Here is a 23690-nt window from a genome sequence, read left to right on the forward strand (position 1 = left end):
TCTACCCGAACAGCATGATAAAGGAGCTTAATTCATGATTCATACGATGTTATTTGACCTCGATGGAACGATACTCGATACGAATGAGCTGATCATCCAATCGTTTTTGCATACGTTTGAAGGCGTAACGAAAGAGCCGGTTACCCGCGAGCATATTATTCCCAATATGGGAAGGCCGCTTGTGGAGCAAATGCAGTTCTTCTCCGGTAGAGATACGGTGGATGACCTGGTGCAGAAATACCGGAAGTTCAATGTCGAAAAGCATGACGAACTGGTAAAGGAATTCCCGCATGTTCGTGATACGCTTGCACGTCTGCATGCCGCGGGCATCAAACTGGGCGTCGTGACGAGCAAAGTAAGGCTGACTACGGAGATGGGCTTGAAGCTATGCGGCATTTACGATTATTTCGGTGCGATTGTAACAGTAGATGAAGTGCAGCGCGCGAAGCCGGATCCGGAAGGAATACGCAAGGCGCTGAAGGAGCTCGGCTCCGATACGTCGGGAGCGTTAATGGTCGGTGACAGCCACTATGATCTGGAGGCCGCCCATAATGCGGGAATCCCTGCTGTAGGCGTTGCCTGGTCCTTGAAGGGAATCCCTTATTTAAAGCAATATAATCCGACCTATATTATTGACGATATAAGAGAACTGCTTCCTATTGCAGGAATCGAGGAGAGTTCGCTTGAGACAAACAGATAGATTTTCGGTGGAAGGACCGAATTCATTATGGCAAATGTACAGGACCGTCAGCTTTTGGAAGGCGGTCCGCAATTTTATCTTTATCCAATTGACGCGGTATGCACCCTTCTTGTCCTTTAAGCGCTGGATTTACCGCCATGTGCTTGGGATGAAGGTGGGGGAGCATACCTCCTTTGCGTTAATGGTTATGGTGGATGTATTCTTCCCTGAACGAATCGAGGTCGGCAGCAATTCTATTATCGGATACAATACTACGATATTGACGCATGAATACTTGATTAAAGAATACCGGATAGGCACCGTGCGTATCGGGTCGAACGTAATGATCGGAGCGAACACGACAATACTGCCGGGGGTCACAATCGGTGACCATGCGGTGATTGGGGCGGGATCCGTCGTTCATAAGGATGTAGCGGCGTACAGCTTTGTCGCGGGAAATCCGCTGCGCGTTATCCGCGAAGATGTGAGAGAGGGACAATCAACAGAGGGGACGGGGAACAAGAATGAAGTTTAGACCATGTATTGATCTTCATCAGGGGAAAGTGAAGCAAATTGTAGGGGAAACGCTGAATGCAGGTCAGCAGGGCGTCGTTGAAAATTTCGTATCCGAGTATGATTCCGCTTACTATGCCGAAATGTTCAAGCAGGATCGTCTGTTAGGCGGACATGTCATCATGCTGGGCGGCGGCAATGAAGAAGCGGCTGTGAAAGCGCTGCGCCAGTATGAAGGAGGGCTCCAGATCGGGGGCGGCATCACATCGGACAATGCGGCTTATTATTTGGAGCAGGGAGCATCGCATGTTATCGTCACCTCCTACATTTTCCGGGACGGAGAGCTGAATACCGGCAACCTGAACAGCATCGTGTCAGAGGTCGGGAAAGACCGGTTAGTGATCGATTTAAGCTGTAAGGAAAAAGATGGCAAATGGTACGTGGTCACCAACCAGTGGAAGACGTTCAGCAATTTTGAAGTGAGTCCGGATAATATCCGTTATTTGGAGCAGTTTTGTGATGAATTCCTCGTTCACGCGGTGGATGTGGAGGGCAAGCAGTCCGGCATTCAGCAAAGTCTGGTCCGTCATCTAGCCGAATGCGTGTCGATCCCTACGACGTATGCGGGGGGAGCAAGGTCTATGGAGGATATGGAGCTGTTCCGGTCGCTTTGTGATGGAAAGCTGGATCTTACGATAGGCAGCGCATTGGATATCTTCGGGGGGAAGCTGTCCTACAAAGATGTAGTGGCTTATTCGAATAAGCAATAATTCATATCCCATGTCCGGAGTAAGCCGGTTCCGCTGAATGACAGACGGTTGCGGTTTGGCATTGTCCCGCTTCATCATGTATAAGGTAGTTCGCCTTACGAGTAAGTGCTTCTGTAAAAGTGCGCTGACAAAGGCTTTTTTCCATCAATTTTTGCTGTGTATTCATTGACGCCGCAGGTGTTCGGTGGTACACTTACGAATACATTCTTTATTTTGGTAGTATGGTAGCATATTAGCGAACTAAAGCGAATACGTTGAAAAAAGATGACTGTTACTATTAGGCGGGTGAAGATCGGTGTCGAAACCAAAAGTGTTTGAAAAACCGACCGGAGTTAAAGATTATCTTCCAGAGGCGGCAGCTAAACTCCGCTCTATTGAAACCAATGTTCTGCAATGCATGGAGCGCTGGGGTTATTCGGAAATTATTACGCCGACGCTGGAATTCTATGATACAGTAGGGGTAGCCAGCTCGACAGAGGATCGGAAGCTGTTCAAGCTGCTGGACCGTAACGGGACGACGCTGGTTATGCGTTCGGATGTAACGGCGCCGATCGCCCGGGTTGTATCCTCGTTATTGAAGGAGAAGCCTTTTCCGATCCGGCTATCCTATCATGCTAACGTATTTCGTGCTTTTGAAGCGGAAGCGGGGCGGGACGCAGAGTTTTTCCAGGCAGGCGTGGAGCTGGTAGGAGACGCTTCCTCGGAATCCGATGCGGAGGTTATTGCTCTTGCCATTGCGAGCTTACAGGCGGCGGGGGTAGAGCGCTTTAAAATCGCATTGGGTCATGTCGGCTTTTTGACCGGATTATTTAATGAAACGCTGAAAGAGAGAAGCGAAGCGCAGCAGGCATTAAAGGAATGCTTGCTCAATCGGGATTATGTAGGCTACCGGGATACGATTAAATCCCTGGGGCTTTCAGCTGACATGCAACAGGAGCTGGAAGGCATTCTGCGCTTGCGCGGGGGGCAGGAAATCTGCGCTCAAGCCAAGCAGGTGGCTCGCGATCCGATGGCGCAGCAATCCATCGAGCACTTGTGCGAGGTGTGGGATGTGCTGGAGGCTTACGGTGTTAGCGAGCATGTAGTCATCGATTTGACCATGATTGGAGACTTCTCCTATTATACGGGAATGACGTTCGAGGGCTACGCGGCAGATCTAGGATTTCCGGTTTGCAGTGGAGGCAGATATGACAACTTATTGACCCAATTCGGCCGTCCGGCTCCGGCAACGGGCTTTGCTCTTAAGACGAACCGGATTCTCGAGGCTGTGAGCAAACAGCCGATTATAACGCCTTCCAAGGTACTGATTGCATATACCGCGTCTAAACGCGGGGAAGCGTTCAAGAAAGCGCACGAAATGCGTCAGCAGGGCGGTACGATGGTAGAAACGCGGTTGATCCCGGACAGATTGAACGAGTTCCAGCCGGTACGTAAAGATGATGGAACGTTCTTCGTTAACGGAGCTATCTACCAAGACGTCATCGAGTTTGGGTAAAGGAGCATGGATATGCAGGATGTATTGAAAGTGGCGATGCCCAAAGGGCGTATATATAAGCAGGCTTCCAAGCTGTTCCGAGAAGCGGGCTTTCCGATTCAGGACGATATGGACGATTCGCGCAAGCTCATCATTCCGGTGCCGGAAGCGGGGCTGGAATTTATTATGGCCAAGCCGGTCGATGTAGCGACGTACGTGGAATATGGCGTAGCGGATATCGGCGTTGTCGGTAAGGACGTTCTGATGGAAGAGAACCGCGATGTGTATGAGCTGCTGGATCTTGGCATTGCAAGGTGCCGGATGTCCGTCATCGGTCTTCCTGATTGGAAGCCGGTACTGAATCCGAGGGTTGCCACGAAATATCCGAATGTGGCTTCGCAATATTTTCGCGAGCGCGGACAGCAGGTGGAAGTGATCAAGCTGAACGGTTCCATTGAGCTGGCCCCGCTGATCGGGCTCGCCGACCGTATCGTGGATATGGTGGAGACCGGACAGACGCTTAGAGAGAACGGACTGGTCGAGCAGGAGGAGATCTTCTCTATCACGAGCAGGCTGATTGCCAATCGTGTCAGCTACCGGATGAAGAATGAAGCGATTCAGGTTTTGTGCGATAAGCTGCAGCAAATGATGGCAGCCTCAGGAAAAGCGTAGAGAAAGAAAATAAAGAGCTTATCTATATCATAAATGGCAATTACAAGGGCAAGGGGGAAATCGTGATGAAAATCATGCCGGCCAGCGAATTTGCGCTTCAGCGTGAAGTGGAGTACGGCTCGGAAGAGCAGAACGAGCGGGTCAAAAGCATTATTGAGAGCGTGCGCAGGGAAGGCGACGCAGCGCTCAGACGGTTCGCACAGCAATTCGATAAAATTACGGTCGATGAGCTGCGCGTGAGCGATGCGGAGACTGAGGCGGCCTACGCGAAGGTAGACGAGAGCTTCCTCACCGCGATCAGGGAAGCGGCGGATAATATTCGGCGGTTCCACGAGAAGCAGATGCGCACCTCCTGGATGGATTTGCAGCCGGATGGCAGCATCCTGGGGCAAGTGATCCGTCCGCTTCGCCGGGTAGGCCTGTATGTTCCGGGCGGAAAGGCGGCGTATCCGTCCTCCGTGCTGATGAACGCCATTCCCGCACAGGTAGCCGGAGTGCCCGAGATTGTAATGGTCACCCCACCGGCAACCGCCGGGGTCGAAGGCATCGACCCGCACATCCTAGTTGCAGCTGCGGAAGCGGGTGTCAAAGAGATTTACCGTGTCGGAGGAGCGCAGGCGGTAGCCGCTCTGGCCTACGGTACGGAGTCGATTCCGGCAGCGGATAAGATCGTGGGGCCGGGCAACATCTATGTAGCGCTGGCCAAGCGCTACGTGTTCGGTGCAGTGGACATCGATAGCATCGCCGGCCCGAGCGAGATCGTGGTGCTGGCCGATGAGTCGGCCGACGCGGCCTACGTGGCGGCCGACCTGCTGTCGCAGGCGGAGCACGACGAGATGGCTTCGGCGATCCTCATCACGCCGTCCAAGCCGCTTGCCGAGGCGGTGCAGGCGGAGGTAGCCCGCCAGCTGGAGACGCTGCCGAAGAAGGACATCGCTTCTGCATCGATCCGCGATTATGGGGCGATCCTCACGGTAGACAGTCTCGAGGAGGGCGTGCGCGCCGTCAACCGGCTGGCGCCCGAGCATCTCGAGGTGCTCGTGAAGGAGCCGTTCCAGTATTTGAGCGCTATCGAAAATGCCGGCGCCATCTTCCTTGGACCGTACAGCTCCGAGCCGGTAGGCGATTATTTCGCCGGCCCGAACCATGTGCTGCCGACGAACGGCACGGCTCGTTTCTCTTCCCCATTGAATGTGGATGATTTCATGAAGAAATCGAGCGTCATTTATTATAGCAAGGATGCGCTCCTTAAGAACGGGGACAAAATTATCGCATTAGCCCGCCATGAAGGGCTCGAAGCCCACGCAAGGGCGATACAAATACGACTTGAGAAAGAAGGGATTTCCCGTGGCTGATCAACAAGCGACCCGCTCGGCAAGCATTGCCCGTAAAACGAATGAAACGGACATTCAACTGAACTTTAACGTGGACGGCTCCGGTGTCTCGGAAATCGAAACAGACGTGCCGTTCCTGAACCATATGCTTGACTTGTTTACGAAGCACGGCCAATTTGACCTGCAGGTTAAGGCCATCGGAGATATCGATATCGACGACCACCATACGGTGGAGGATATCGGGATTTGCTTAGGCTCAACACTGCGTGAAGCGCTGGGCGACAAGAAAGGGATCAAACGGTACGCCAACGTATTCATCCCTATGGATGAAGCACTGGCCCAAGTCGTGATCGACGTGAGCAACCGTCCGCACTTCGAATACCGTGCCCAGTACCCATCCAATCAGGTCGGCAGCTTCTCGACGGAGATGGTTCAAGAATTCCTCTGGAAATTCGCATTGGAAGCCCGCATTACTCTGCATGTCATTGTCCACTACGGCCAAAACACGCATCACATGATCGAAGCGATATTCAAAGCGCTCGGCCGTGCGCTGGACGAAGCGACGAGCATCGATCCGCGCGTGAAAGGCGTGCCATCCACGAAGGGAGTGCTGTAGCCATGATCGCCATTATCGACTATGGCATGGGCAATCTGCACAGCGTCAGCAAGGCCGTTGAGCGCCTTGGCTATGAGGCGGTGATCACCTCCGACGAGCAGCAGATTATGGCTGCGGACGGCGCCATCCTGCCGGGCGTTGGCGCCTTCGGCGATGCGATGGAGCATCTGCGCGAATCGCAGCTGGACGGTGCGGTTAAGCGTTATGCGGAATCCGGCAAGCCGCTTCTCGGCATCTGTCTCGGCATGCAGCTTTTGTTCAGCCGCAGTGAGGAGCACGGCTCGCACGAAGGCTTGAACCTGCTGCCGGGCAGCGTGGTCCGCTTCCGCGGCAGCTACAAGGTGCCGCACATGGGCTGGAACCGGCTGCAATTCGTGCAGTCGAGCCCGTTATTCAAGGGCATCGAGCAAGGGCATGTCTACTTCGTGCACTCCTATCATGTTCAACCGGAGCAGCGGTCGGATCTGCTTGCGACGACGGATTATTACCAGCAGGTAACAGCCATCGTCGGACGGAATCAAATATACGGGATGCAGTTCCATCCCGAAAAGAGCGGCAGCATCGGCATGAAGCTGCTAGGTAATTTTCTCGAGCTGTGCAGGGTCAGCTGTTAGTACCAGCTTCCGACGAACGGGGATTGCGGCTGCACAGCCGAATCAATGAGTAAAGAAACGGGGAGGACGAACCGATGCTTGCCAAACGTATTATTCCTTGTCTCGACGTTAAGGATGGGCGGGTTGTCAAAGGTGTAAACTTCGTCAATCTGCGCGATGCGGGTGATCCGGTCGAGCTGGCGGCGATTTACGACCGGGAGGGTGCAGACGAGCTTGTGTTTCTCGATATCTCCGCTTCCGTCGAAGGGCGGGCGACGATGGTCGAGGTGGTTAAGAAAACCGCAGGCGAGATCACAATCCCGTTTACGGTAGGAGGCGGGATCTCCAGCGTGGATGACATGAAGCGGCTGCTCCGCGCAGGCGCAGACAAGATCGGCATCAACACGGCCGCCGTCAAGAATCCGCAGCTGATTTCCGACGGAGCGCGCCGTTACGGATCCCAATGCATCGTTGTGGCGATCGACGCCCGGTTTAACGAGGCCTGGGGAGAATGGGAAGTATTCACCCATGGCGGGCGCAATGGCACGGGGATCAAGGCGCTGGAATGGGTGAAGCAGGCGGAGCAGCTCGGCGCAGGAGAAATTCTCCTGACCAGTATGGATGCCGACGGTACGAAGGACGGTTTTGACATCCCGTTAACCCGTGCCGTGTCCGAGCTGGTGAACATCCCGGTTATCGCCTCCGGCGGTGCGGGGACGAAGGACCATTTTTACGATGTGTTTGCAGAAGGCAAAGCGGACGCGGGATTGGCCGCGACGATTTTTCATTATAAAGAGCTTACAATCGATGAGGTTAAGAGCAACCTCAGACATAAAGGGGTCGAAGTGCGATGAGTAACGTGGACAATGAACAACAAGCCGGGCTTTCCTGGGAGGAGCTCTCGGCAGCGATCAAGTGGGATGCTCAAGGTCTGGTACCGGCGATCGTGCAGGATGCGGTAAGCAAGGATGTCCTTATGATGGCGTACATGAATGAGGAGTCGCTGAAGCTGACGCTGGAATCGGGAGAAACCTGGTTCTGGAGCCGCTCTCGCAGCGAGCTGTGGCACAAAGGAGCAACCTCCGGACACACGCAGCAGGTTCGTGCTCTGAAGTATGATTGTGACGGCGATACGCTGCTCGTCCAAGTCATTCAGAACGGTCCTGCCTGCCATACGGGGCGCTACAGCTGCTTCTATAATGAAGTCCCTGTCAAGGGCCAGGCTTCCGCAGAGCCTGCAACGGCTGCAAACGATCGTTTTGCCATGCTGTCCAAGCTGGAGTCCGTCATCGCACAGCGCGAAGCGGAACGTCCGGAGGGCGCTTATACGACATACCTGTTCGAAAAAGGAATCGACAAAATATTGAAGAAAGTCGGCGAAGAAACCGCCGAGGTTATTATCGCAGCCAAAAACCGCGACAATGACGAGCTTCGTTATGAATCAAGCGACCTGATCTTCCACTTGATGGTTCTTCTTCGCGAAGCGAAGCTTCCGTTGGACGAAGTCATGAAAGAACTCGATAAAAGACATAAAAAATAACCGAAACCGCCGATAGGGCGCAGCGTACAACTAAGTAAGGTGATGTTTCCGCCTATGCCAGCTCGCTGCAGCCTCTTAACTGGTGCAATCCGCTATAGTACAAAAGGGCATGGAGCGCAAGACCGACCGTTCGACGAGAGGGCTTCCGTTTATGCCCTTGCTCTGTGTCTTGCGAGGGAAAGCTTGGCAAACGGAAATAATCAATGCCCAAAACGCCCCTTATAATGGTAAAAAGCCCGCTGTTATGCACTTTATCCCCTTTTTTTCACGGAAATGCCTTTTTATAATTCGTTTGTTTTCATGTATACTGGGGTTGTGGACATTTTTATTGTATAATGACTGTTGATGTTATAGATGCATCGGAAAACAACCCACGAAAATTTACGTAAACATTCCATAGCGGAGGTAACCTGTAACCATGTATAGCGACAAATTGAAAATCTTTTCCGGATCATCCAACCCTAAGCTAGCCGAACGGATAAGTAACGAGCTGGGTGTTCCATTAGGCCAAGTCAAGCTTTCCCGATTCAAGTGCGGGGAAATTTACTGCTGCTTCGAAGAAACGATTCGGAACTGCCACGTGTTTTTGGTACAAACATTTTCTCATCCCATCAACGAGAACTTCATGGAGCTCCTGGTTATGATGGATGCAGCCAAGCGCGCGTCGGCAAAAACTATCAATCTTGTCATTCCATACTATGGTTATTCCCGCCAAGAGCGTAAAGCGGCTCCACGCGAACCGATTTCTGCGAAATTGGTTGCGGACCTGTTGAATGCAGCCGGTGCGGACCGTGTTATCACGATCGATCTGCATGCGCCTGCCATCCAAGGATTTTTCAACATTCCTGTCGATCATTTGACGGCGTTGGATCTGTTGAGCGCTCATATCAAGAAGAAGGAAATCGACGATCTGATCGTCGTCTCTCCGGATGCGGGCGGTGTGACTAGAGCGGAGAATCTGGCGAACGTGCTGGAAGCCCCTATCGCTATGATGTTTAAAAAGCGCTATGCGCACAATGAAGCGGTCGTTACTCACGTAATCGGGGATGTAAAAGGCAAAACGCCGGTGATCTTCGAGGACTTGATCGATACCGGAACGACCATTGTCAATGTAGTCGAGGGCTTGAAGGAACGGGGGGCCAACGATGTCTACATCTGTGCGACGCACCCGGTATTCTCGGGACCTGCCCTGCAGCGTCTGGATCACCCGAACATTAAGGAAGTCGTGATTACAGACTCTATTGCGATTCCTGAAGATCATTCATCCCGATTCCAGGTGCTTTCCGTAGCCGGATTATTATCCAATGCGATTCGAATTATAAAAGACGGCGGTTCCATCAGCTCCTTGTTCAAATACGGCAGGGTATAAGATGTAATCTGCGTATGGGTATCATACTCTTTATGCTATACTTTTTGTATCAACTAACACTGGTTTCCTATGTGAATTCCAGTCGGAACCGGAGGTGCCTTATTTAATGGAAAAGAAAAAGCGTGCTAACCCGAGTCAGCATGAGAAAGTCATACCGATGAAAATGGATGCCACGTTCTTTTTCGAAAGAGCCGTTCAGTCCTTGGACCGATATCATTACGATAAGGCATTAAAGTATTTTCGTCGGGCTGCTGATTACGAACCGGAGAATCCGGTGAATCATTGCAATCTGGCGGGATTGCTTTCGGAGATGGGGAATTACGAGGAATCCAACCGCATTCTTCAGCACGTACTGGATCATATTGATCCGAGTATGACGGAATGTTACTTCTACATGGCCAACAATTATGCCAATATGGAGAATTATGAATCGGCGGAAAAGGCGATCATTCATTACCTCGAAAACGACCCTACAGGCCAGTTCCTTGAAGAGTCGGAGGAAATGATCGAGCTGCTCAGCTATGAGCTGGACCGTCCGACCAAGCTGACCTCGATCAAAAGCCGGGAAGGCATGTTCGAGCATGACCGGGCACGCAGTATGCTGGAAGAGGGCAAATTTGCGGAAGCGGTTCGTATTTTAGAGAAAATTATCAAGAAGCATCCGGATTTCATGGCTGCGCGCAATAATCTGGCTTTGGCCTATTATTACATGGGGCATTTTGAAAAATCCGTTGATATGATACGCCAGGTGCTCGAGCTGGATCCGGGCAATCTGCACGGGTTGTGCAATCTGGCCATTTTCTACCAGCATTTCGGAGATAAGGAGAACTTATCCGAGCTGCTCGGCGTTCTGCGCAAAACGTATCCGTTCCATCAGGATCATGTGTTTAAGCTGGCCACAACGATGGGGATCTTGAGCGAGCACGAGACGGCTTACCGTCTGTTCAAGCGCTTGCTGAAGACGGGGGAGGCAGGACTCGATCCGTGTCTGTTCCACTATACGGCGGTGGCGGCTTATAATACCCAACGGTACGACGAGGCGGAGCGTCAATGGCGTCAGGCGGATAAGTTCGATCCCGGCTCCGAAATTCCGAAGTTTTATTTGAGCCAGCTGGAGAAGGCCCGCACTGAGCAGGTGAAGCCTTCGGTCAGCTATCACTACCATCTTCCTTTTGAAGAGCAGTTCCGCGGGCTGGAAAAGTCTACGGAGGGATTGCCCGACCACTTGAAGCGGGATCCTTTGGTCCGTTCGTCCTTCTTCTGGGCGCTGCGTCATGGAGATACCGAGACGAAGCTGCAGGTCATTCAAGCCTTTGGCCTGATTGGCGACAGCGAGGTCAAGGAGGCGCTTCTGGATTTTATCCAGGAGCCGAAAGAGGACGATTACCTGAAAAAGGTAGCCATCTTCGTGCTGCGCAATATCGGGCTGCGTGAACCGGTCACAGCAGTCATCGACGGGAATCGGCTGACGATTCCTGCTTCGCCGTTCTCGCCGAATTTGCCGGTTTGGGAGCGGAAATGGCAGGAGGTTATGGATCGTGCCATGCAGGAGATGAACCGCAGGTATGATATGGTACAGCAGTACGATTTGCAAACATTATGGGTAGAATATTTATCGAGAGTTTACCCGAATGTGCCGAAAATAACGAAGAGCGAGGGCTGGGCGGCAGCGCTGGAATATTTGACGGCCAAAATGCACCGCCGCTCCATCTCTTTTCACGAGCTGTCGACTCGTTACCAGGTTACTCCGGCGACGATCAGCAAGAATGTCAAAATGATTGATGAGGCTTGCGGCATTCGCGAGAAGATGGAAGCCATCTTCCCGACGTTCTCAAGCTTTGATAATAAGGTGAAGTAACAAGCAACACGGATGGCGATGAAGAGGGAAACTTTAAGGAGGAACTGAACATGTACAAAGCAATAGTAATCGGAACCGGTCCTGCCGGGCTTACGGCAGCCATTTACTTGGCTCGTGCGAATTTGAATCCTTTGGTCATTGAAGGTCCGGAGCCGGGCGGACAATTGACAACGACTACGGAGGTTGAGAACTTCCCTGGTTTTCCTCAAGGCATTATGGGTCCTGAATTAATGGATAACATGCGCAAGCAGGCGGAACGCTTCGGAGCGGAATTTAAAACCGGCTGGGTGAATCAAGTGGATCTTTCGAAGCGTCCGTTCAAGCTTTCGGTTGAAGGCTTGGGAGATATCGAATCGGAAACGCTGATCATTTCCACCGGAGCTTCGGCGAAGCTGCTTGGCATTGAGAATGAGAAGGAAAGCATCGGCCGCGGCGTAAGCACTTGCGCAACCTGTGACGGCTTCTTCTTCCGCGGCAAAAAAATTATTGTTGTCGGCGGAGGAGACTCGGCCATGGAGGAAGCGAACTTCCTGACGAGGTTTGCAACAGAGGTTCGTCTGGTGCATCGCCGCAGCGAGCTTCGCGCTTCCAAAATCATGCAGGACCGCGCTCGCGCGAACTCCAAGGTGACGTGGAGCCTGAACAAAACTCCGCTCGGCGTCGTTATGGGTGAGAAGGGCGTTACCGGCTTGAGAGTGAAGGATAACGCGACAGGTAGCGAAGAAGTTCTCGAAACCGACGGTATTTTCGTTGCGATCGGCCATAAGCCGAATACGGATTTCCTGGGCGGACAGATTACAACCGACGATCACGGCTACATAGTAGTGAAGCCAGGCACGACGCAGACAAATGTGGAAGGCGTTTTTGCTTGCGGCGATGTACAGGACAGCAAGTATCGCCAAGCGATCACCGCTGCCGGAAGCGGATGTATGGCCGCTCTTGAGTGTGAGAAGTTCTTGGAAGGACATGCCGTTCACGACTGGAGTCAATCGCTGTAATAAGGGGGAAAACGTGGGACCGGGGTTCCGCGTTTTTTCATTTCGGCTTCTTGACCTGTGCAAGGGGTTGGCTTATAGTTGGAACAGGAAACAATACGCGATCAAAGTTTATGAGGTGACCAGGAAAATGGGAGAGAAAGTGTACGTTGGAGTCGATCTGGGAGGAACAGCCATTAAGGTAGGGCTTTGCGACGAGAATGGGAAGCTGCTGCAAACCTTTGAAGGACCGACAGGAACGGAACATGGTGTCGACGTCGTATTGGAGAACATCGCGCAATATGTGCGCAAGCTGGTGGCGGATTCTCCATATGAATGGGATCAGGTTGCCGGGATCGGAGCAGGCATCGCCGGATTTATGGATATCCCGGAAGGCTTTATTAAGCTATCCCCCAACTTGGGCTGGCGTAACGTACCTATCAAAACAATTCTTGAAGAGAAGCTCGGCAAAACCGTAAAAATCGACAATGACGCGAATGTAGCGGCATTGGGAGAAGCCTGGAGCGGCGCGGGAGCGGGCATTCCGAACCTCGTATGCTATACTCTTGGAACCGGTGTCGGCGGCGGCATCATCGTTAACAGCAGCATCGTCCAAGGGTTTAAGGGAATGGCCGGCGAATTGGGCCATATGATCGTCGTTCCCGATCTGGAAGCTATTCAATGCGGATGCGGGATGAAAGGCTGCTTGGAAACTGTATCTTCGGCGACGGGCATTATCCGCATGGCCAAAGAAGCGGTGGAACGCGGCGAGCATACCTCGCTTGCATTGGTAGAGAACATTATGGCGAAGGACGTCTTTGACGCGGCGAAATCCGGAGACGAGGTCTCACTGCGGATCATTAACCGTGCAGCCTATTATTTAGGCAAATCTATGGCGCTTGTGTCGGTCGTATTGAACCCGCAGAGGTTTATCGTCGGCGGCGGCGTATCGAAGGCCGGAGATATTCTGTTTGATGCCATTCGCAAGTATTTCAACGAATTTGCTCAGGAATCCGCCAAAGAGGGCGTCGAAATCGTCCCTGCAAGTCTGGGCAATGATGCCGGAGTGGTAGGAGCCGCCGGTTTGAATCTGCACTCCTAGTCGACGCGGTTTGATATAAATAGAGATGGAAGAGTTCTGCTTGTTTTAAGCGCTTGTTTCGTTAAAACAGCTCGGGTTTCAGGCGGCAAGCCGACGGGAATCCGGGCTCTGGAGGTGGAAAGTCCCATGGAAGAAATGCATACCTTAGGCAAACTCGTGATTATTACCGGAATGTCAGGTGCCGGCAAAACCATTGCCGTGCAAAGCTTGGAGGACTTGGGCTTTTTCTGCGTGGATAATCTTCCCCCCGTACTCATACCTAAATTTGCCGAATTGATTGAACAATCCAAAGGCCGTATCGGCAAAGTAGCTCTAGTTATTGACCTTCGGGGAAGGGAATTCTTCACTTCCCTTTCGGAATCGTTACGTTATATTAAGGAGAACCATACGCTGACGTATGAGATTCTGTTTCTCGATGCGACGGATTCCGTCCTGGTACAGCGGTATAAGGAAAGCCGGCGGAAGCATCCGCTGGCGCCTGCAGGCGCGCCTCTGGAAGGCATTGTACAGGAGCGCAAGCTTCTGGAGGAGCTCAAGGGCATGGCGACCCAGGTGATCGATACGAGCAGTCTGAAGCCTGCGCAGCTGAAGGAGCGGATCGTGTCGCGGTTCACGAATCTGGAATCGAACGGTATCTCGATCAATGTGATTTCCTTCGGCTTCAAATACGGGGTTCCTATCGATGCGGATCTTATCTTCGACGTCAGGTTCCTTCCTAATCCGCATTATGTGGAGACACTCCGGCCTAATACAGGCCAAGATCCGGAAGTATACGACTATGTCATGAAATGGAACGAGACGCAGGAATTTCTCAGCAAGCTTCTCGATATGCTGAACTTTCTTGTTCCCCAGTACAAGAAGGAAGGCAAAAGTCAGGTTGTCGTAGGCATCGGTTGTACAGGGGGCAAGCACCGTTCCGTTGCCATTGCGGAATATCTGGGTAAAGTGATGGGGAACAGCGAGACGGAGACGGTACGGGTCAGCCACCGGGACTCCGAGCGTGACCGGGTTGAGGTGAAGAAATGACGGATACCCGTCTTGAGAGTGCGCGCCCTAAAATCGTTGTCATAGGGGGAGGCACTGGCCTATCGGTAATGCTCCGCGGCTTGAAGGAGAAGCCGATGGATATTACGGCGATCGTGACCGTAGCGGATGACGGAGGGAGCTCCGGCATCCTCAGGTCCGAGCTGGAAATGGTGCCTCCAGGTGATATCCGCAACGTATTGACGGCATTGGCCGATGTAGAGCCCCTGCTCGGCAACATGCTGGAGTACCGCTTTGAGAAAGGTCAAGGATTAGCCGGCCATAGTTTGGGCAATCTAATCTTGGCAGCGATGCGAGATATTACCGGTGATTTCGTTACCGGCGTACGCGAGCTAAGCCGTGTATTTGCCGTTCGCGGGCGCGTTCTTCCCGCAGCCAATGATCCCATCGTATTGAAGGCGGAGATGACCGATGGAACGGTCATCGTGGGAGAGTCCAAGATCCCGAAGGCCGGCAAGGTGATCAAGCGCGTCTTTATCGAGCCTTCCGATGTGCCCCCGCTGGATGAAGCGGTTGATGCGCTCAAGCAGGCCGATGCCATTCTCGTCGGTCCCGGCAGCCTGTACACGAGCATTATGCCAAACCTGCTTGTACCAGAAATCACACGCACGATTGTAGAATCCAAGGCGCTGAAAATGTTTATTTGCAATGTTATGACCCAGCCCGGAGAAACCGATAATTATACGGTCAGCGACCATTTGAAAGCCGTATACCACCATGTCGGACATCACTTGTTCGATTATGTTATCGTCAATAACGGAGAAATCCCCGCCCAAGTACAAAGCAGATATGCCGAAAAGGGAGCCAAGGTCGTTCCGTTGGACCTCGAAGAGGTCACGAAAAACGGGTACAAGGTAATCGGCGACCAGCTTGTTCTATTCCGGACTTATCTGCGCCATGATGCCGTCAAATTAAGTCATCACATATATCAACTGGTGGAGAGCTGGATGCACAAGAAGAGGTGATTTGCCATGTCCTTCGCCGCACAAACGAAAAAAGAACTGACGATGATCCAGTCCGATGCCTGCTGTGAGACGGCTGAGCTGTCCGCGCTTATCCGAATGAACGGGTCCGTTCAGCTGACCAATCAGCGTATCGTTCTGGATGTTTCAACCGAGAATGCGGCTATTGCACGTCGTATGTACACGCTGTTGAAGAAGGAATTCAATGTCCATACCGAGCTGTTGGTGCGTAAAAAAATGCGGTTGAAAAAAAATAACGTCTACATTGTCCGTGTACCAAATCAGGTGCAGGAGATTTTGTCCAGATTGCAGATCGTATCCGAAGGGTTTCTATTTACACCCGGTATCGCAGAGGATATTATCAAGGAGGATTGCTGCAAGCGCGCCTATTTGCGCGGAGCCTTCCTTGCCGGCGGATCGGTCAACAATCCCGAGGGTTCTTCCTATCACCTGGAGATTTCCTCCATGTATGAGGAGCACTGTCAAGCGTTGTGCCGGCTAGCCAACGAATTTGATTTGAACGCCCGCTGCATCGAGAGGAAGAAGGGCTTTGTATTTTACATTAAGGAAGGCGAGAAAATTATCGAGTTTCTCAATTTGATCGGCGCGCATCAGGCGCTGCTGCGGTTTGAGGATGTGCGTATTATGAAGGATATGCGCAATTCGGTCAATCGGCTGGTCAACTGCGAGACGGCGAATCTGAATAAAACGATCGGCGCGGCCGTAAGGCAAATCGATAATATTCGTCTGCTTCAAAAGGAAATCGGCCTGGAGAATCTGCCTGAGAAGCTTCGCGAGGTTGCGGAGATCCGTCTTATGCATCCGGACATGAATTTGAAAGAAGTCGGCGATCTGCTAAAAGGCAATGTCAGCAAGTCCGGCGTCAATCACCGTCTACGGAAAATTGATGAGCTAGCGGAAAAAATTCGTAAATCATAGCACTTTACGGAAAATATAGATTTTTTGTGTTATTTTACGATACGCCTAGTGTATCGGATGGATAAATGGTATAATATTTGAAAAATCGCTTTTTCATGGTCATTCATCTGGATGGTCATTTGTTATTAAGAAGTAGGGGGTATGGGTTGGAATGTCGAAACGCCCAGTAGTCGTAAAGTTGAAAACTGGCCTTCATGCCAGACCAGCGGCACTATTTGTGCAGGAAGCTAACAAGTTTTCTTCGGAGATCTTCGTCGAGAAGGACGAGAAGAAAGTCAATGCCAAGAGTATCCTGGGCATAATGAGCTTGGCTATCAGCACAGGTACGGAAGTGTACATTAGTGCAGAAGGTTCGGACGCCGAGCAGGCTGTAAACGCTTTAGTTGCTTTGGTCAGCAAAGAGGAACTGGAGAATCAATAACAACCGCCACAGGCTTCCGTTAAGGAAGCTTTTTCACCACTTGGGAAGGTTTTAAGTGTTCGCTTAAGCGCCCGATCGGCGCAGCAAAGAGCATATCTTACTGGCGATAACCTGCTGCTGTACGCAGTCGCCCATGCTGAGAATTCGGGTAATGAGATTACGTTACCGGATGGAAGACAATGGGTGGTATGGGATGCACAGAAAAGCGCAACCTTTTCTTGAGCGGAGCGTCTATAATGACGTGTCTTCTGCAGAAAAGGTTTTTTGCTGTTCTTATTTTTATATTTTTATTTTTATTTTTAGAAGGAGTAAGAGAGATGAAACAGATGAAAAGAGAAATGTCTCTGATGATGATCATCACCTTGTTGTTCACCGTCCTCTTCTCTCCGTTGGCTTCGGCACAGAGCGTAGCGTCGACTTCGACCTACATTCTGCTCTATGTCGATAAAGCGGAGGCGTTTTTGAACGGGAAACAGGTAACGTTAGACTCCCCAGCTACGATCATCAAAGACAAAATGTTTGTGCCTGCCAAGTTCCTGGGGGATGCAATGGGTCTGAAGGTGGAATGGAACGACAAGACACGTCAGATTGAAATGGCAACACCAGGCTTCAACATCGTGCTTGATAGCGACCGTAAAGCTGTATGGATCAATGGCGTGATGGAGCCGTTTGACTCCGTAGCCGCGATCAGTCCGGAAGGACGTTTGCTGATCAAGCTGACTTGGCTGGCCGACTACATGGGTGCCCGCTATACGTACAATGACGAATTGAGACGTGTAGAGATCATCCATACGAAAACTCCGGCAGGGATTTATATTCCGAACTCGGGGAATTCGAAGCCTGTAGCGAAATTCGCCTTTGCAAAAGACACCTACCGGATCGGCGAACCGGTGAAATACGTGGATCTCAGCTATGATCCGGATGCAGAAGGAATCGCAAAATATGAATGGACCGGCAATAACGAAGCTTTCTTCACGCCGGGGACGTATCCGATTACTCTGACTGTATGGGATGCTCATGGGAACAAAAGTGAGCCTTATACCCGAAACATAACGATAAGCAGTGAAACGTACTTAAGTGCAGTGGAATACCCAATTTACACCAAGCCTCCGGGCGGCTTCATCAAAACGGATTGGAGCACGCTGTGGGGGAACTTCTGGAATTTGCCGCAGCTGCCTAAGCAGGTCACCGCGGATTCCACCAGAAAGCTTCTGGTGAGTGATAGTCCGGAGGAATTCACGGAAAAAGGTATTTTGTATCAAGACACCGTGAACGGAAAAGGAAGGCTGTACGCCGACCACGTGAATGGAACGAAGGAAAAGGTGACTATGGCTATTCTGGCCAAGAATACGTCGAACAAGCCGGTCACTATCAAGACGACCAACAAAGGCGAGGTATGGCCTTCTGTGTATGCGAATTTGATCGGTAACGAAGCGTCGGTTGAATTCTTGATGAAAGACCCCCGCAATGAAGAGATGGTCATTCCGGCCAATCAGACCTTGATTTACTCGCAGATGCCGGAATTTTATCCAGGTCAGGGCGTGAACTTGTTCTATGATGTTGAAACGGACGGAGAAATTCAATTCTCCTTTGTCGCGACAGACCGGATTGCGCAAAACACGTTGACACAGCTTCCGCTTCTGCCGTTCACCGGTCATGTACGGGGCTCGTTCCCGGTATCGGAAGTGACCTGGAATATTAACGCAAGCTCGTTCACTACGCCATCGCGGCTTATTATCGGTGACGGCGAGACGGATCCGTTCCAGCCGGGCTATGACCCGATGAGGAAGCAGAATGTGAAGAACGAAGGCAACTACGGCGTGGTGTACAAGATTCATTCCGATAAGCCGCGCAAAATGGCCATTATGATTCTGGCGTACGGCGGCGTATTTAAAGGCCCGTTCAAAATTAACGGCGAGATGCAGCTCGTGCCGCAATCCGGCGTGTTGACCGCATTCGACGGCATGCAAATTCTGGCTAAGACGACAGGCAAGGAACCATCGCTGGATATTGAATTTACGCCTCCGGCGGGCTCGGCATTCCCTATCGATCTCATCTTCTATCCTTTAGATGATAAAGAGTAATACAAGCACACAAAAAAGTTCCGGTACTGCCTGACGGCAGCGGCCGGAACTTTTTTGTGGTTATACGCGTTCGATTACTTTATCGATCAAGCCGTATGCAGCGGCTTCTTCAGCGTACATGAAGTTGTCGCGATCGGTATCCTTCTCGATTTTCTCGAACGGCTGGCCCGTACGTTCAGCCAAGATGTGATTCAGCTTGTCGCGCATTTTCAGAATGCGCTTAGCACGAATCTCGATATCGCTTGCTTGTCCTTCCGCTCCGCCCAGAGGCTGGTGAATCATCACTTCGCTGTTAGGCAGCGCAAAGCGTTTGCCCTTGGCGCCTGCCGCAAGCAGGAACGCTCCCATGGACGCGGCCATACCGACGCAGATCGTCGACACGTCCGGTTTAATAAACTGCATCGTATCGTAGATGGCCATCCCGGCTGTGATGGAACCGCCAGGGCTGTTAATGTACAAGTGAATGTCTTTATCCGGATCCTGCGCGGCCAAGAACAACAGTTGGGCAATAATCGCATTGGCCACAACGTCGTTTACCGGAGTTCCCAGAAAAATAATGCGATCCTTCAGCAAACGGGAGTAAATGTCATAAGCGCGCTCTCCTCTTGCATCCGGTTCAACGACCATTGGAATGAAACTCATATGCTGCAGCCTCCTTAAGGATCATATATGGTAACACTATAACCATCATAGCGTAAAATCAAACAAAGGTCAAGAAAGGTCAAACAACACCTGCAAAAAAACCTCCAACCTGCATAGCTGCCAGGTATAGAGGCTTGATCTTCGTAAAGTAAAGTGGCGCGCCCGTAAGGAATCGAACCTTAATCTCAGGCTCCGGAGGCCTACGTCATATCCATTGGACCACGGGCGCATAATAGATTGTCTTACAAAAAGTGAAGCAAGAGTTATTATATGATACCGGGCACAAAAAAGCAACCCTCTGAGTAAAATTGGCATTGGGTATATAGAGATGAAAAAAGATTCCCGGAGCAGAGGTCAGATGTTTCAACGATAGAACTATTTTTTTGTCCATTTTGTGAGTTTTAGTTGAAAATGGTTTTCAGATTTTATATAATGAACTTAGCTAAGTGAAAGCTTAGTTGTTTTTTTGAAGTCTGTGGGACTTAAAATGTAGTACTGGGACGAAAAAAGTCCAATAGCCAGCGGGAGTGTGTTTTATGAGAGAGTTACTCGATATTCAAAAGCAGCTTCTGCCGGACTTGCTGGACACGTTGAAAGAACGGTATACCATCCTGCACCATATCATGGTATCCGGTATCGTAGGCCGCAGAACGCTTGCGGCGTCGCTGAACAAGACGGAGCGTATCCTTCGGGCCGAGGTCGATTTTCTGAAAGCGCAGGGATTGCTCAATGTCGATGCCTCGGGCATGAAAATCAGCGAAGCCGGAAGACAGCTTCTGGAGAAAATCGAGCCGCTCGTTAAAGATTTGTTCGGCTTAACGGAGCTTGAAGAACGAATTCGCGCGCACTTCGGGCTGAAGCAGGTCGTTGTCGTGCCCGGAGATTCGGACACTTCTCCTCATACGAAGAAGGAGCTGGGGCGCGCCGGAGCTGCCGTACTCAGCAAGTACGTATCCAAGGATGAAGTGATTGCCGTAACCGGAGGCTCTACGATGGCAGAGGTCGCCTATCATTTGTCCTCCTCCACCTCGCTTAAGGGCAGCTGGTTCGTACCGGCTCGAGGCGGGCTTGGAGAAAGCATGGATGTCCAGGCGAACACAATCGCTTCGACGATGGCCAAGAAGACGGGTGCCAAGTACCGGCTGCTTCATGTGCCTTATCATCTGGGCGAGGAAGCTTATCAAACCTTGATGCAGGACAGCAACATCCTGGAGATTATCCAGTTTATCCGCAAAGCCCGTATCGTTATTCATGGAATGGGTGACGCTATGGTGATGGCTAGACGGCGGAAGGTCGATGAAGCTACCACAGCAAGCTTGCGGAACGACGGCGCGTTGGCGGAGGCGTTCGGTTATTATTTTGACCGGGACGGCAAAATCCTGCACAATATGCCGACCGTCGGCTTGAGAATCGAAGATATTCAAGAAATGGACTGCGTGATCGGCGTAGCCGGGGGCAAGAGCAAGGGCGAAGCGATCGCGGCGGTGCTGCGGTTCGGCAGAGAAGATATTGTCGTCATTGACGAAGCGGCAGCGCAGGTCATAGTTCAGACATTGCCATCATGACAGGTTATCCTGTCTTGACATAAATCCAAATGACTAATAATTAGGAGGCTATCTCACATGGCAACTAAAGTAGGTATTAACGGTTTTGGACGTATTGGTCGTAACGTATTCCGCGCAGCATTCAACAACCCTGAAGTAGAAGTTGTAGCTATCAACGACTTGACTGATGTTAAAACTTTGGCTCACCTGTTGAAGTATGACACGACTCACGGTAAATTCGCAGGCACTGTTGAAGCAACAGAAGGCGCTTTGATCGTTAACGGCAAAACAGTAAAAGTATTTGCTGAGCGTAACCCAGAGAACCTGCCTTGGGCTGCTAACGGCGTTGAGATCGTTGTTGAATCCACAGGTATTTTCACAGCGAAAGAAAAAGCTTCCCTTCACTTGAAAGGCGGCGCTAAGAAAGTTATCATCTCCGCTCCTGCAACAGACGAAGATATCACTATCGTTCTTGGCGTTAACGAAGATAAATACGATCCAGCTAGTCACACTATCATCTCCAACGCTTCTTGCACAACCAACTGCTTGGCTCCATTCGCTAAAGTGTTGAACGACAAATTCGGTATCGTTAAAGGTATGATGACAACTATTCACTCCTACACTAACGACCAATCCGTATTGGATCTTCCGCATAAAGATCTTCGTCGTGCTCGTGCAGCGGCTGAGAACATCATTCCTTCCACTACAGGTGCAGCTAAAGCCGTTTCCTTGGTGCTTCCTGAGTTGAAAGGCAAATTGAACGGTATGGCATTCCGCGTTCCTACTCCTAACGTTTCCGTAACTGACCTGGTTGCTGAATTGAAAGTGAACGTAACGGTTGACGAAGTAAACGCAGCATTGCAAGAAGCAGCTAACGGCCCTTTGAAAGGAATCTTGAACTATTCCGCTGAGCCGCTTGTATCGAGCGACTACAACGGTGACCCAGCTTCCTCCACCATCGACGCTTTGTCGACTATGGTAGTTGGCGACAACCTGGTTAAAGTGGTTTCCTGGTACGACAACGAGTGGGGCTACTCCAACCGTGTAGTTGACTTGGTATCCTTCATCGCAAAAAAAGGTCTGTAATTTAGATCAACCAACTGTGGTTATGAACTGAACGGGTTATAAAACGCTTCGCTCTATTATGCAAAGGGGATGTACTTTCAGGTGCTGTTGAGAGGGTATTCTTTTGATTGGACTTCATAGCGGTATGAATAGAATCTCAAAGGAACCACGCTGGCGCTCTGTAGTACATCCTCTATTGTTTTATAGGCGGGAACGTTTGTAACGGAGTCAGGCAGAACCACATTTTTTATGTTTGGATAGGTCCAGTCGCAATGGTAAAATATAGAGGAGGCGCGGGAGAACAATGAACAAAAAAAGCGTTCGTGACGTAGAAGTAAAAGGCAAAAGAGTATTTGTACGGGTAGATTTCAACGTTCCGTTGGAAAATGGACAAATCACGGACGATACGCGGATTCGCGAAACGGTTCCTACGATTCAATATTTGACGGAAAGAGGCGCTAAAGTTATTTTGGCGAGCCACTTGGGACGTCCAAAAGGACAAGTTGTGGAAGAGCTTCGCTTGACTCCGGCTGCTGTTCGTTTGGCTGAGCTGTTGGGCAAACCGGTTGCTAAAGCGGACGAAGCTATCGGCGACGCGGTAAAAGCGCAAGTTGCAGCTTTGAACGAAGGCGATGTACTGCTGCTTGAGAACGTGCGTTTCTATGCTGGTGAAGAGAAGAACGATGCGGAACTGGCTAAATCATTCGCTGAGCTGGCTGACCTGTATGTTAATGATGCGTTCGGCGCTGCTCACCGTGCCCACGCTTCAACAGAAGGTATCGCACATCACTTGCCGGCAGTTTCCGGTCTGTTGATGGAGAAAGAGCTGGATGTATTGGGTAAAGCGTTGAACAATCCGGAGCGTCCTTTCACAGCTATCGTTGGCGGCGCAAAGGTTAAAGATAAGATCGATGTTATCAACAACCTGCTGAACATCGCAGACAACATCATCATCGGCGGCGGCTTGTCCTACACGTTCTTGAAAGCTCTAGGTCACGAGATCGGCAAGTCGTTGGTAGACAACGAGAAAATCGACCTTGCTCTCAGCTTCATTAACAAAGCGAAGGAAAAAGGCGTGAACTTCCTGCTTCCGGAAGACATCATCGTAACGGACGACTTCAGCCCTACGGCGAATACGAAGGCTGTTTCGATCAGCGGAATTCCTGCGGATTGGGAAGGTATCGACATCGGACCAAAAACCCGTGAGAAATATGCCAAAACGATTGCGGAATCCAAGCTGGTTGTATGGAACGGACCTATGGGCGTATTCGAAATCGAGCCATTCTCCCACGGTACTCGTGCAGTTGCAGAAGCTTGCGCAGCTACTTCCGGCTATACGGTAATCGGCGGCGGCGACTCTGCAGCAGCAGTTGAGAAGTTCCATCTTGCCGACAAAATGGACCATATCTCCACAGGCGGCGGCGCTTCCCTGGAGTTCATGGAAGGAAAAGCTCTTCCAGGCGTTGTAGCTTTGAACGATAAATAAGACATTTCA

Annotated in this window: 23 protein-coding genes and 1 tRNA gene; 22 read left to right on the forward strand and 2 right to left on the reverse strand. The window is 51.1% G+C overall.

From position 1 onward, the window contains the following. The first annotated feature begins 34 nt into the window (after window positions 1–34). From ppaX to B1728_RS32825, 19 genes are all read left to right on the forward strand, one after another. Complete coding sequence (gene ppaX, locus B1728_RS32735) at window positions 35–700, forward strand: pyrophosphatase PpaX (protein ID WP_079914629.1); 666 nt, start codon at window positions 35–37, stop codon at window positions 698–700. Beyond that, window positions 684–1214, forward strand: coding sequence for an acyltransferase (locus B1728_RS32740; protein ID WP_079914630.1), 531 nt, complete (start codon window positions 684–686; stop codon window positions 1212–1214). Before ppaX ends, B1728_RS32740 begins: the two co-directional genes overlap by 17 nt. Beyond that, window positions 1204–1962: a phosphoribosylformimino-5-aminoimidazole carboxamide ribotide isomerase gene (hisA, locus tag B1728_RS32745; protein ID WP_079914631.1), complete on the forward strand. Its 759-nt coding sequence runs from the start codon at window positions 1204–1206 to the stop codon at window positions 1960–1962. The genes B1728_RS32740 and hisA overlap by 11 nt, the downstream gene beginning before the upstream one ends. Window positions 1963–2257: 295 nt before the next feature. Next, window positions 2258–3457: an ATP phosphoribosyltransferase regulatory subunit gene (locus B1728_RS32750; RefSeq protein WP_079914632.1), complete on the forward strand. Its 1200-nt coding sequence runs from the start codon at window positions 2258–2260 to the stop codon at window positions 3455–3457. A 12-nt stretch (window positions 3458–3469) separates the two neighbouring features. Then, a complete protein-coding gene (gene hisG / locus B1728_RS32755; protein ID WP_079914633.1) occupies window positions 3470–4108 on the forward strand; it encodes an ATP phosphoribosyltransferase in 639 nt (212 codons plus the stop codon). A 65-nt stretch (window positions 4109–4173) separates the two neighbouring features. After that, complete coding sequence (gene hisD / locus B1728_RS32760; protein ID WP_079914634.1) at window positions 4174–5463, forward strand: histidinol dehydrogenase; 1290 nt, start codon at window positions 4174–4176, stop codon at window positions 5461–5463. Further along, the gene (gene hisB, locus B1728_RS32765) at window positions 5456–6058 is read left to right on the forward strand and encodes an imidazoleglycerol-phosphate dehydratase HisB (RefSeq protein ID WP_256865607.1); all 603 of its coding nucleotides are present in this window, start codon (window positions 5456–5458) and stop codon (window positions 6056–6058) included. The genes hisD and hisB overlap by 8 nt, the downstream gene beginning before the upstream one ends. Before the next feature lie 2 nt (window positions 6059–6060). Further along, window positions 6061–6672: an imidazole glycerol phosphate synthase subunit HisH gene (gene hisH, locus B1728_RS32770; RefSeq protein ID WP_079914636.1), complete on the forward strand. Its 612-nt coding sequence runs from the start codon at window positions 6061–6063 to the stop codon at window positions 6670–6672. 74 nt (window positions 6673–6746) lie between these two features. Then, window positions 6747–7505 (forward strand): imidazole glycerol phosphate synthase subunit HisF, encoded by a 759-nt coding sequence (hisF, locus tag B1728_RS32775; RefSeq protein ID WP_079914637.1) that lies wholly within the window; start codon window positions 6747–6749, stop codon window positions 7503–7505. Continuing rightward, the gene (hisIE, locus tag B1728_RS32780) at window positions 7502–8191 is read left to right on the forward strand and encodes a bifunctional phosphoribosyl-AMP cyclohydrolase/phosphoribosyl-ATP diphosphatase HisIE (RefSeq protein WP_079914638.1); all 690 of its coding nucleotides are present in this window, start codon (window positions 7502–7504) and stop codon (window positions 8189–8191) included. The genes hisF and hisIE overlap by 4 nt, the downstream gene beginning before the upstream one ends. Before the next feature lie 418 nt (window positions 8192–8609). After that, window positions 8610–9560, forward strand: coding sequence for a ribose-phosphate diphosphokinase (locus B1728_RS32785; RefSeq protein WP_079914639.1), 951 nt, complete (start codon window positions 8610–8612; stop codon window positions 9558–9560). Window positions 9561–9666: 106 nt separating this feature from the next. Beyond that, the gene (locus tag B1728_RS32790; protein ID WP_079914640.1) at window positions 9667–11418 is read left to right on the forward strand and encodes a tetratricopeptide repeat protein; all 1752 of its coding nucleotides are present in this window, start codon (window positions 9667–9669) and stop codon (window positions 11416–11418) included. Between the two features lie 50 nt (window positions 11419–11468). Continuing rightward, the gene (gene trxB / locus B1728_RS32795) at window positions 11469–12416 is read left to right on the forward strand and encodes a thioredoxin-disulfide reductase (RefSeq protein WP_079914641.1); all 948 of its coding nucleotides are present in this window, start codon (window positions 11469–11471) and stop codon (window positions 12414–12416) included. A gap of 127 nt (window positions 12417–12543) precedes the next feature. Beyond that, complete coding sequence (locus tag B1728_RS32800) at window positions 12544–13494, forward strand: ROK family glucokinase (protein WP_079914642.1); 951 nt, start codon at window positions 12544–12546, stop codon at window positions 13492–13494. A 126-nt stretch (window positions 13495–13620) separates the two neighbouring features. Beyond that, on the forward strand, window positions 13621–14520 hold the full coding sequence (gene rapZ / locus B1728_RS32805) for an RNase adapter RapZ (protein ID WP_079914643.1): 900 nt from the start codon (window positions 13621–13623) through the stop codon (window positions 14518–14520). After that, window positions 14517–15503 (forward strand): gluconeogenesis factor YvcK family protein, encoded by a 987-nt coding sequence (locus B1728_RS32810; RefSeq protein ID WP_079914644.1) that lies wholly within the window; start codon window positions 14517–14519, stop codon window positions 15501–15503. Before rapZ ends, B1728_RS32810 begins: the two co-directional genes overlap by 4 nt. Before the next feature lie 6 nt (window positions 15504–15509). Beyond that, window positions 15510–16439 (forward strand): DNA-binding protein WhiA, encoded by a 930-nt coding sequence (whiA, locus tag B1728_RS32815; protein WP_079914645.1) that lies wholly within the window; start codon window positions 15510–15512, stop codon window positions 16437–16439. A gap of 151 nt (window positions 16440–16590) precedes the next feature. Continuing rightward, window positions 16591–16860 carry an HPr family phosphocarrier protein gene (locus B1728_RS32820; protein WP_079914646.1) on the forward strand — a complete coding sequence of 90 codons (270 nt, stop codon included), beginning with the start codon at window positions 16591–16593 and terminating at the stop codon, window positions 16858–16860. Between the two features lie 317 nt (window positions 16861–17177). Continuing rightward, window positions 17178–18944, forward strand: a complete 1767-nt coding sequence (locus tag B1728_RS32825; protein ID WP_079914647.1) for a stalk domain-containing protein — start codon at window positions 17178–17180, stop codon at window positions 18942–18944. 60 nt (window positions 18945–19004) lie between these two features. On the opposite strand, the gene clpP is transcribed toward B1728_RS32825, so the two are convergent. Both clpP and B1728_RS32835 read right to left on the reverse strand, forming a co-directional pair. Then, on the reverse strand, window positions 19005–19586 hold the full coding sequence (clpP, locus tag B1728_RS32830) for an ATP-dependent Clp endopeptidase proteolytic subunit ClpP (protein ID WP_079914648.1): 582 nt from the start codon (window positions 19584–19586) through the stop codon (window positions 19005–19007). Between the two features lie 154 nt (window positions 19587–19740). Then, a tRNA-Arg gene (locus B1728_RS32835) sits at window positions 19741–19815 on the reverse strand. A gap of 307 nt (window positions 19816–20122) precedes the next feature. On the opposite strand from B1728_RS32835, the gene B1728_RS32840 reads away from it, so the two are divergent. The 3 genes from B1728_RS32840 to B1728_RS32850 all read left to right on the forward strand — a co-directional run bounded on the left by B1728_RS32840 (window position 20123) and on the right by B1728_RS32850 (window position 23681). After that, a complete protein-coding gene (locus B1728_RS32840; RefSeq protein ID WP_079914649.1) occupies window positions 20123–21151 on the forward strand; it encodes a sugar-binding transcriptional regulator in 1029 nt (342 codons plus the stop codon). A 57-nt stretch (window positions 21152–21208) separates the two neighbouring features. Then, window positions 21209–22216 carry a type I glyceraldehyde-3-phosphate dehydrogenase gene (gene gap, locus B1728_RS32845; protein WP_079914650.1) on the forward strand — a complete coding sequence of 336 codons (1008 nt, stop codon included), beginning with the start codon at window positions 21209–21211 and terminating at the stop codon, window positions 22214–22216. A 283-nt stretch (window positions 22217–22499) separates the two neighbouring features. Continuing rightward, the gene (locus tag B1728_RS32850) at window positions 22500–23681 is read left to right on the forward strand and encodes a phosphoglycerate kinase (RefSeq protein WP_079914651.1); all 1182 of its coding nucleotides are present in this window, start codon (window positions 22500–22502) and stop codon (window positions 23679–23681) included. Window positions 23682–23690: the final 9 nt, after the last annotated feature.

The organism is Paenibacillus sp. 32352 (assembly GCF_002042965.1).
Lineage (GTDB): Bacteria > Bacillota > Bacilli > Paenibacillales > NBRC-103111 > Paenibacillus_S > Paenibacillus_S vulneris.

Coding starts and splice junctions, on each gene's coding strand:
- ppaX (WP_079914629.1), top strand. CDS start 35: ATGATTCATACGATGTTATTTGACCTCGATGGAACGATACTCGATACG.
- hisA (WP_079914631.1), top strand. CDS start 1,204: ATGAAGTTTAGACCATGTATTGATCTTCATCAGGGGAAAGTGAAGCAA.
- hisG (WP_079914633.1), top strand. CDS start 3,470: ATGCAGGATGTATTGAAAGTGGCGATGCCCAAAGGGCGTATATATAAG.
- hisD (WP_079914634.1), top strand. CDS start 4,174: ATGAAAATCATGCCGGCCAGCGAATTTGCGCTTCAGCGTGAAGTGGAG.
- hisH (WP_079914636.1), top strand. CDS start 6,061: ATGATCGCCATTATCGACTATGGCATGGGCAATCTGCACAGCGTCAGC.
- hisF (WP_079914637.1), top strand. CDS start 6,747: ATGCTTGCCAAACGTATTATTCCTTGTCTCGACGTTAAGGATGGGCGG.
- hisIE (WP_079914638.1), top strand. CDS start 7,502: ATGAGTAACGTGGACAATGAACAACAAGCCGGGCTTTCCTGGGAGGAG.
- B1728_RS32785 (WP_079914639.1), top strand. CDS start 8,610: ATGTATAGCGACAAATTGAAAATCTTTTCCGGATCATCCAACCCTAAG.
- B1728_RS32790 (WP_079914640.1), top strand. CDS start 9,667: ATGGAAAAGAAAAAGCGTGCTAACCCGAGTCAGCATGAGAAAGTCATA.
- trxB (WP_079914641.1), top strand. CDS start 11,469: ATGTACAAAGCAATAGTAATCGGAACCGGTCCTGCCGGGCTTACGGCA.
- B1728_RS32800 (WP_079914642.1), top strand. CDS start 12,544: ATGGGAGAGAAAGTGTACGTTGGAGTCGATCTGGGAGGAACAGCCATT.
- rapZ (WP_079914643.1), top strand. CDS start 13,621: ATGGAAGAAATGCATACCTTAGGCAAACTCGTGATTATTACCGGAATG.
- B1728_RS32810 (WP_079914644.1), top strand. CDS start 14,517: ATGACGGATACCCGTCTTGAGAGTGCGCGCCCTAAAATCGTTGTCATA.
- whiA (WP_079914645.1), top strand. CDS start 15,510: ATGTCCTTCGCCGCACAAACGAAAAAAGAACTGACGATGATCCAGTCC.
- B1728_RS32820 (WP_079914646.1), top strand. CDS start 16,591: ATGTCGAAACGCCCAGTAGTCGTAAAGTTGAAAACTGGCCTTCATGCC.
- B1728_RS32825 (WP_079914647.1), top strand. CDS start 17,178: ATGAAACAGATGAAAAGAGAAATGTCTCTGATGATGATCATCACCTTG.
- clpP (WP_079914648.1), bottom strand. CDS start 19,586: ATGAGTTTCATTCCAATGGTCGTTGAACCGGATGCAAGAGGAGAGCGC.
- B1728_RS32840 (WP_079914649.1), top strand. CDS start 20,123: ATGAGAGAGTTACTCGATATTCAAAAGCAGCTTCTGCCGGACTTGCTG.
- gap (WP_079914650.1), top strand. CDS start 21,209: ATGGCAACTAAAGTAGGTATTAACGGTTTTGGACGTATTGGTCGTAAC.
- B1728_RS32850 (WP_079914651.1), top strand. CDS start 22,500: ATGAACAAAAAAAGCGTTCGTGACGTAGAAGTAAAAGGCAAAAGAGTA.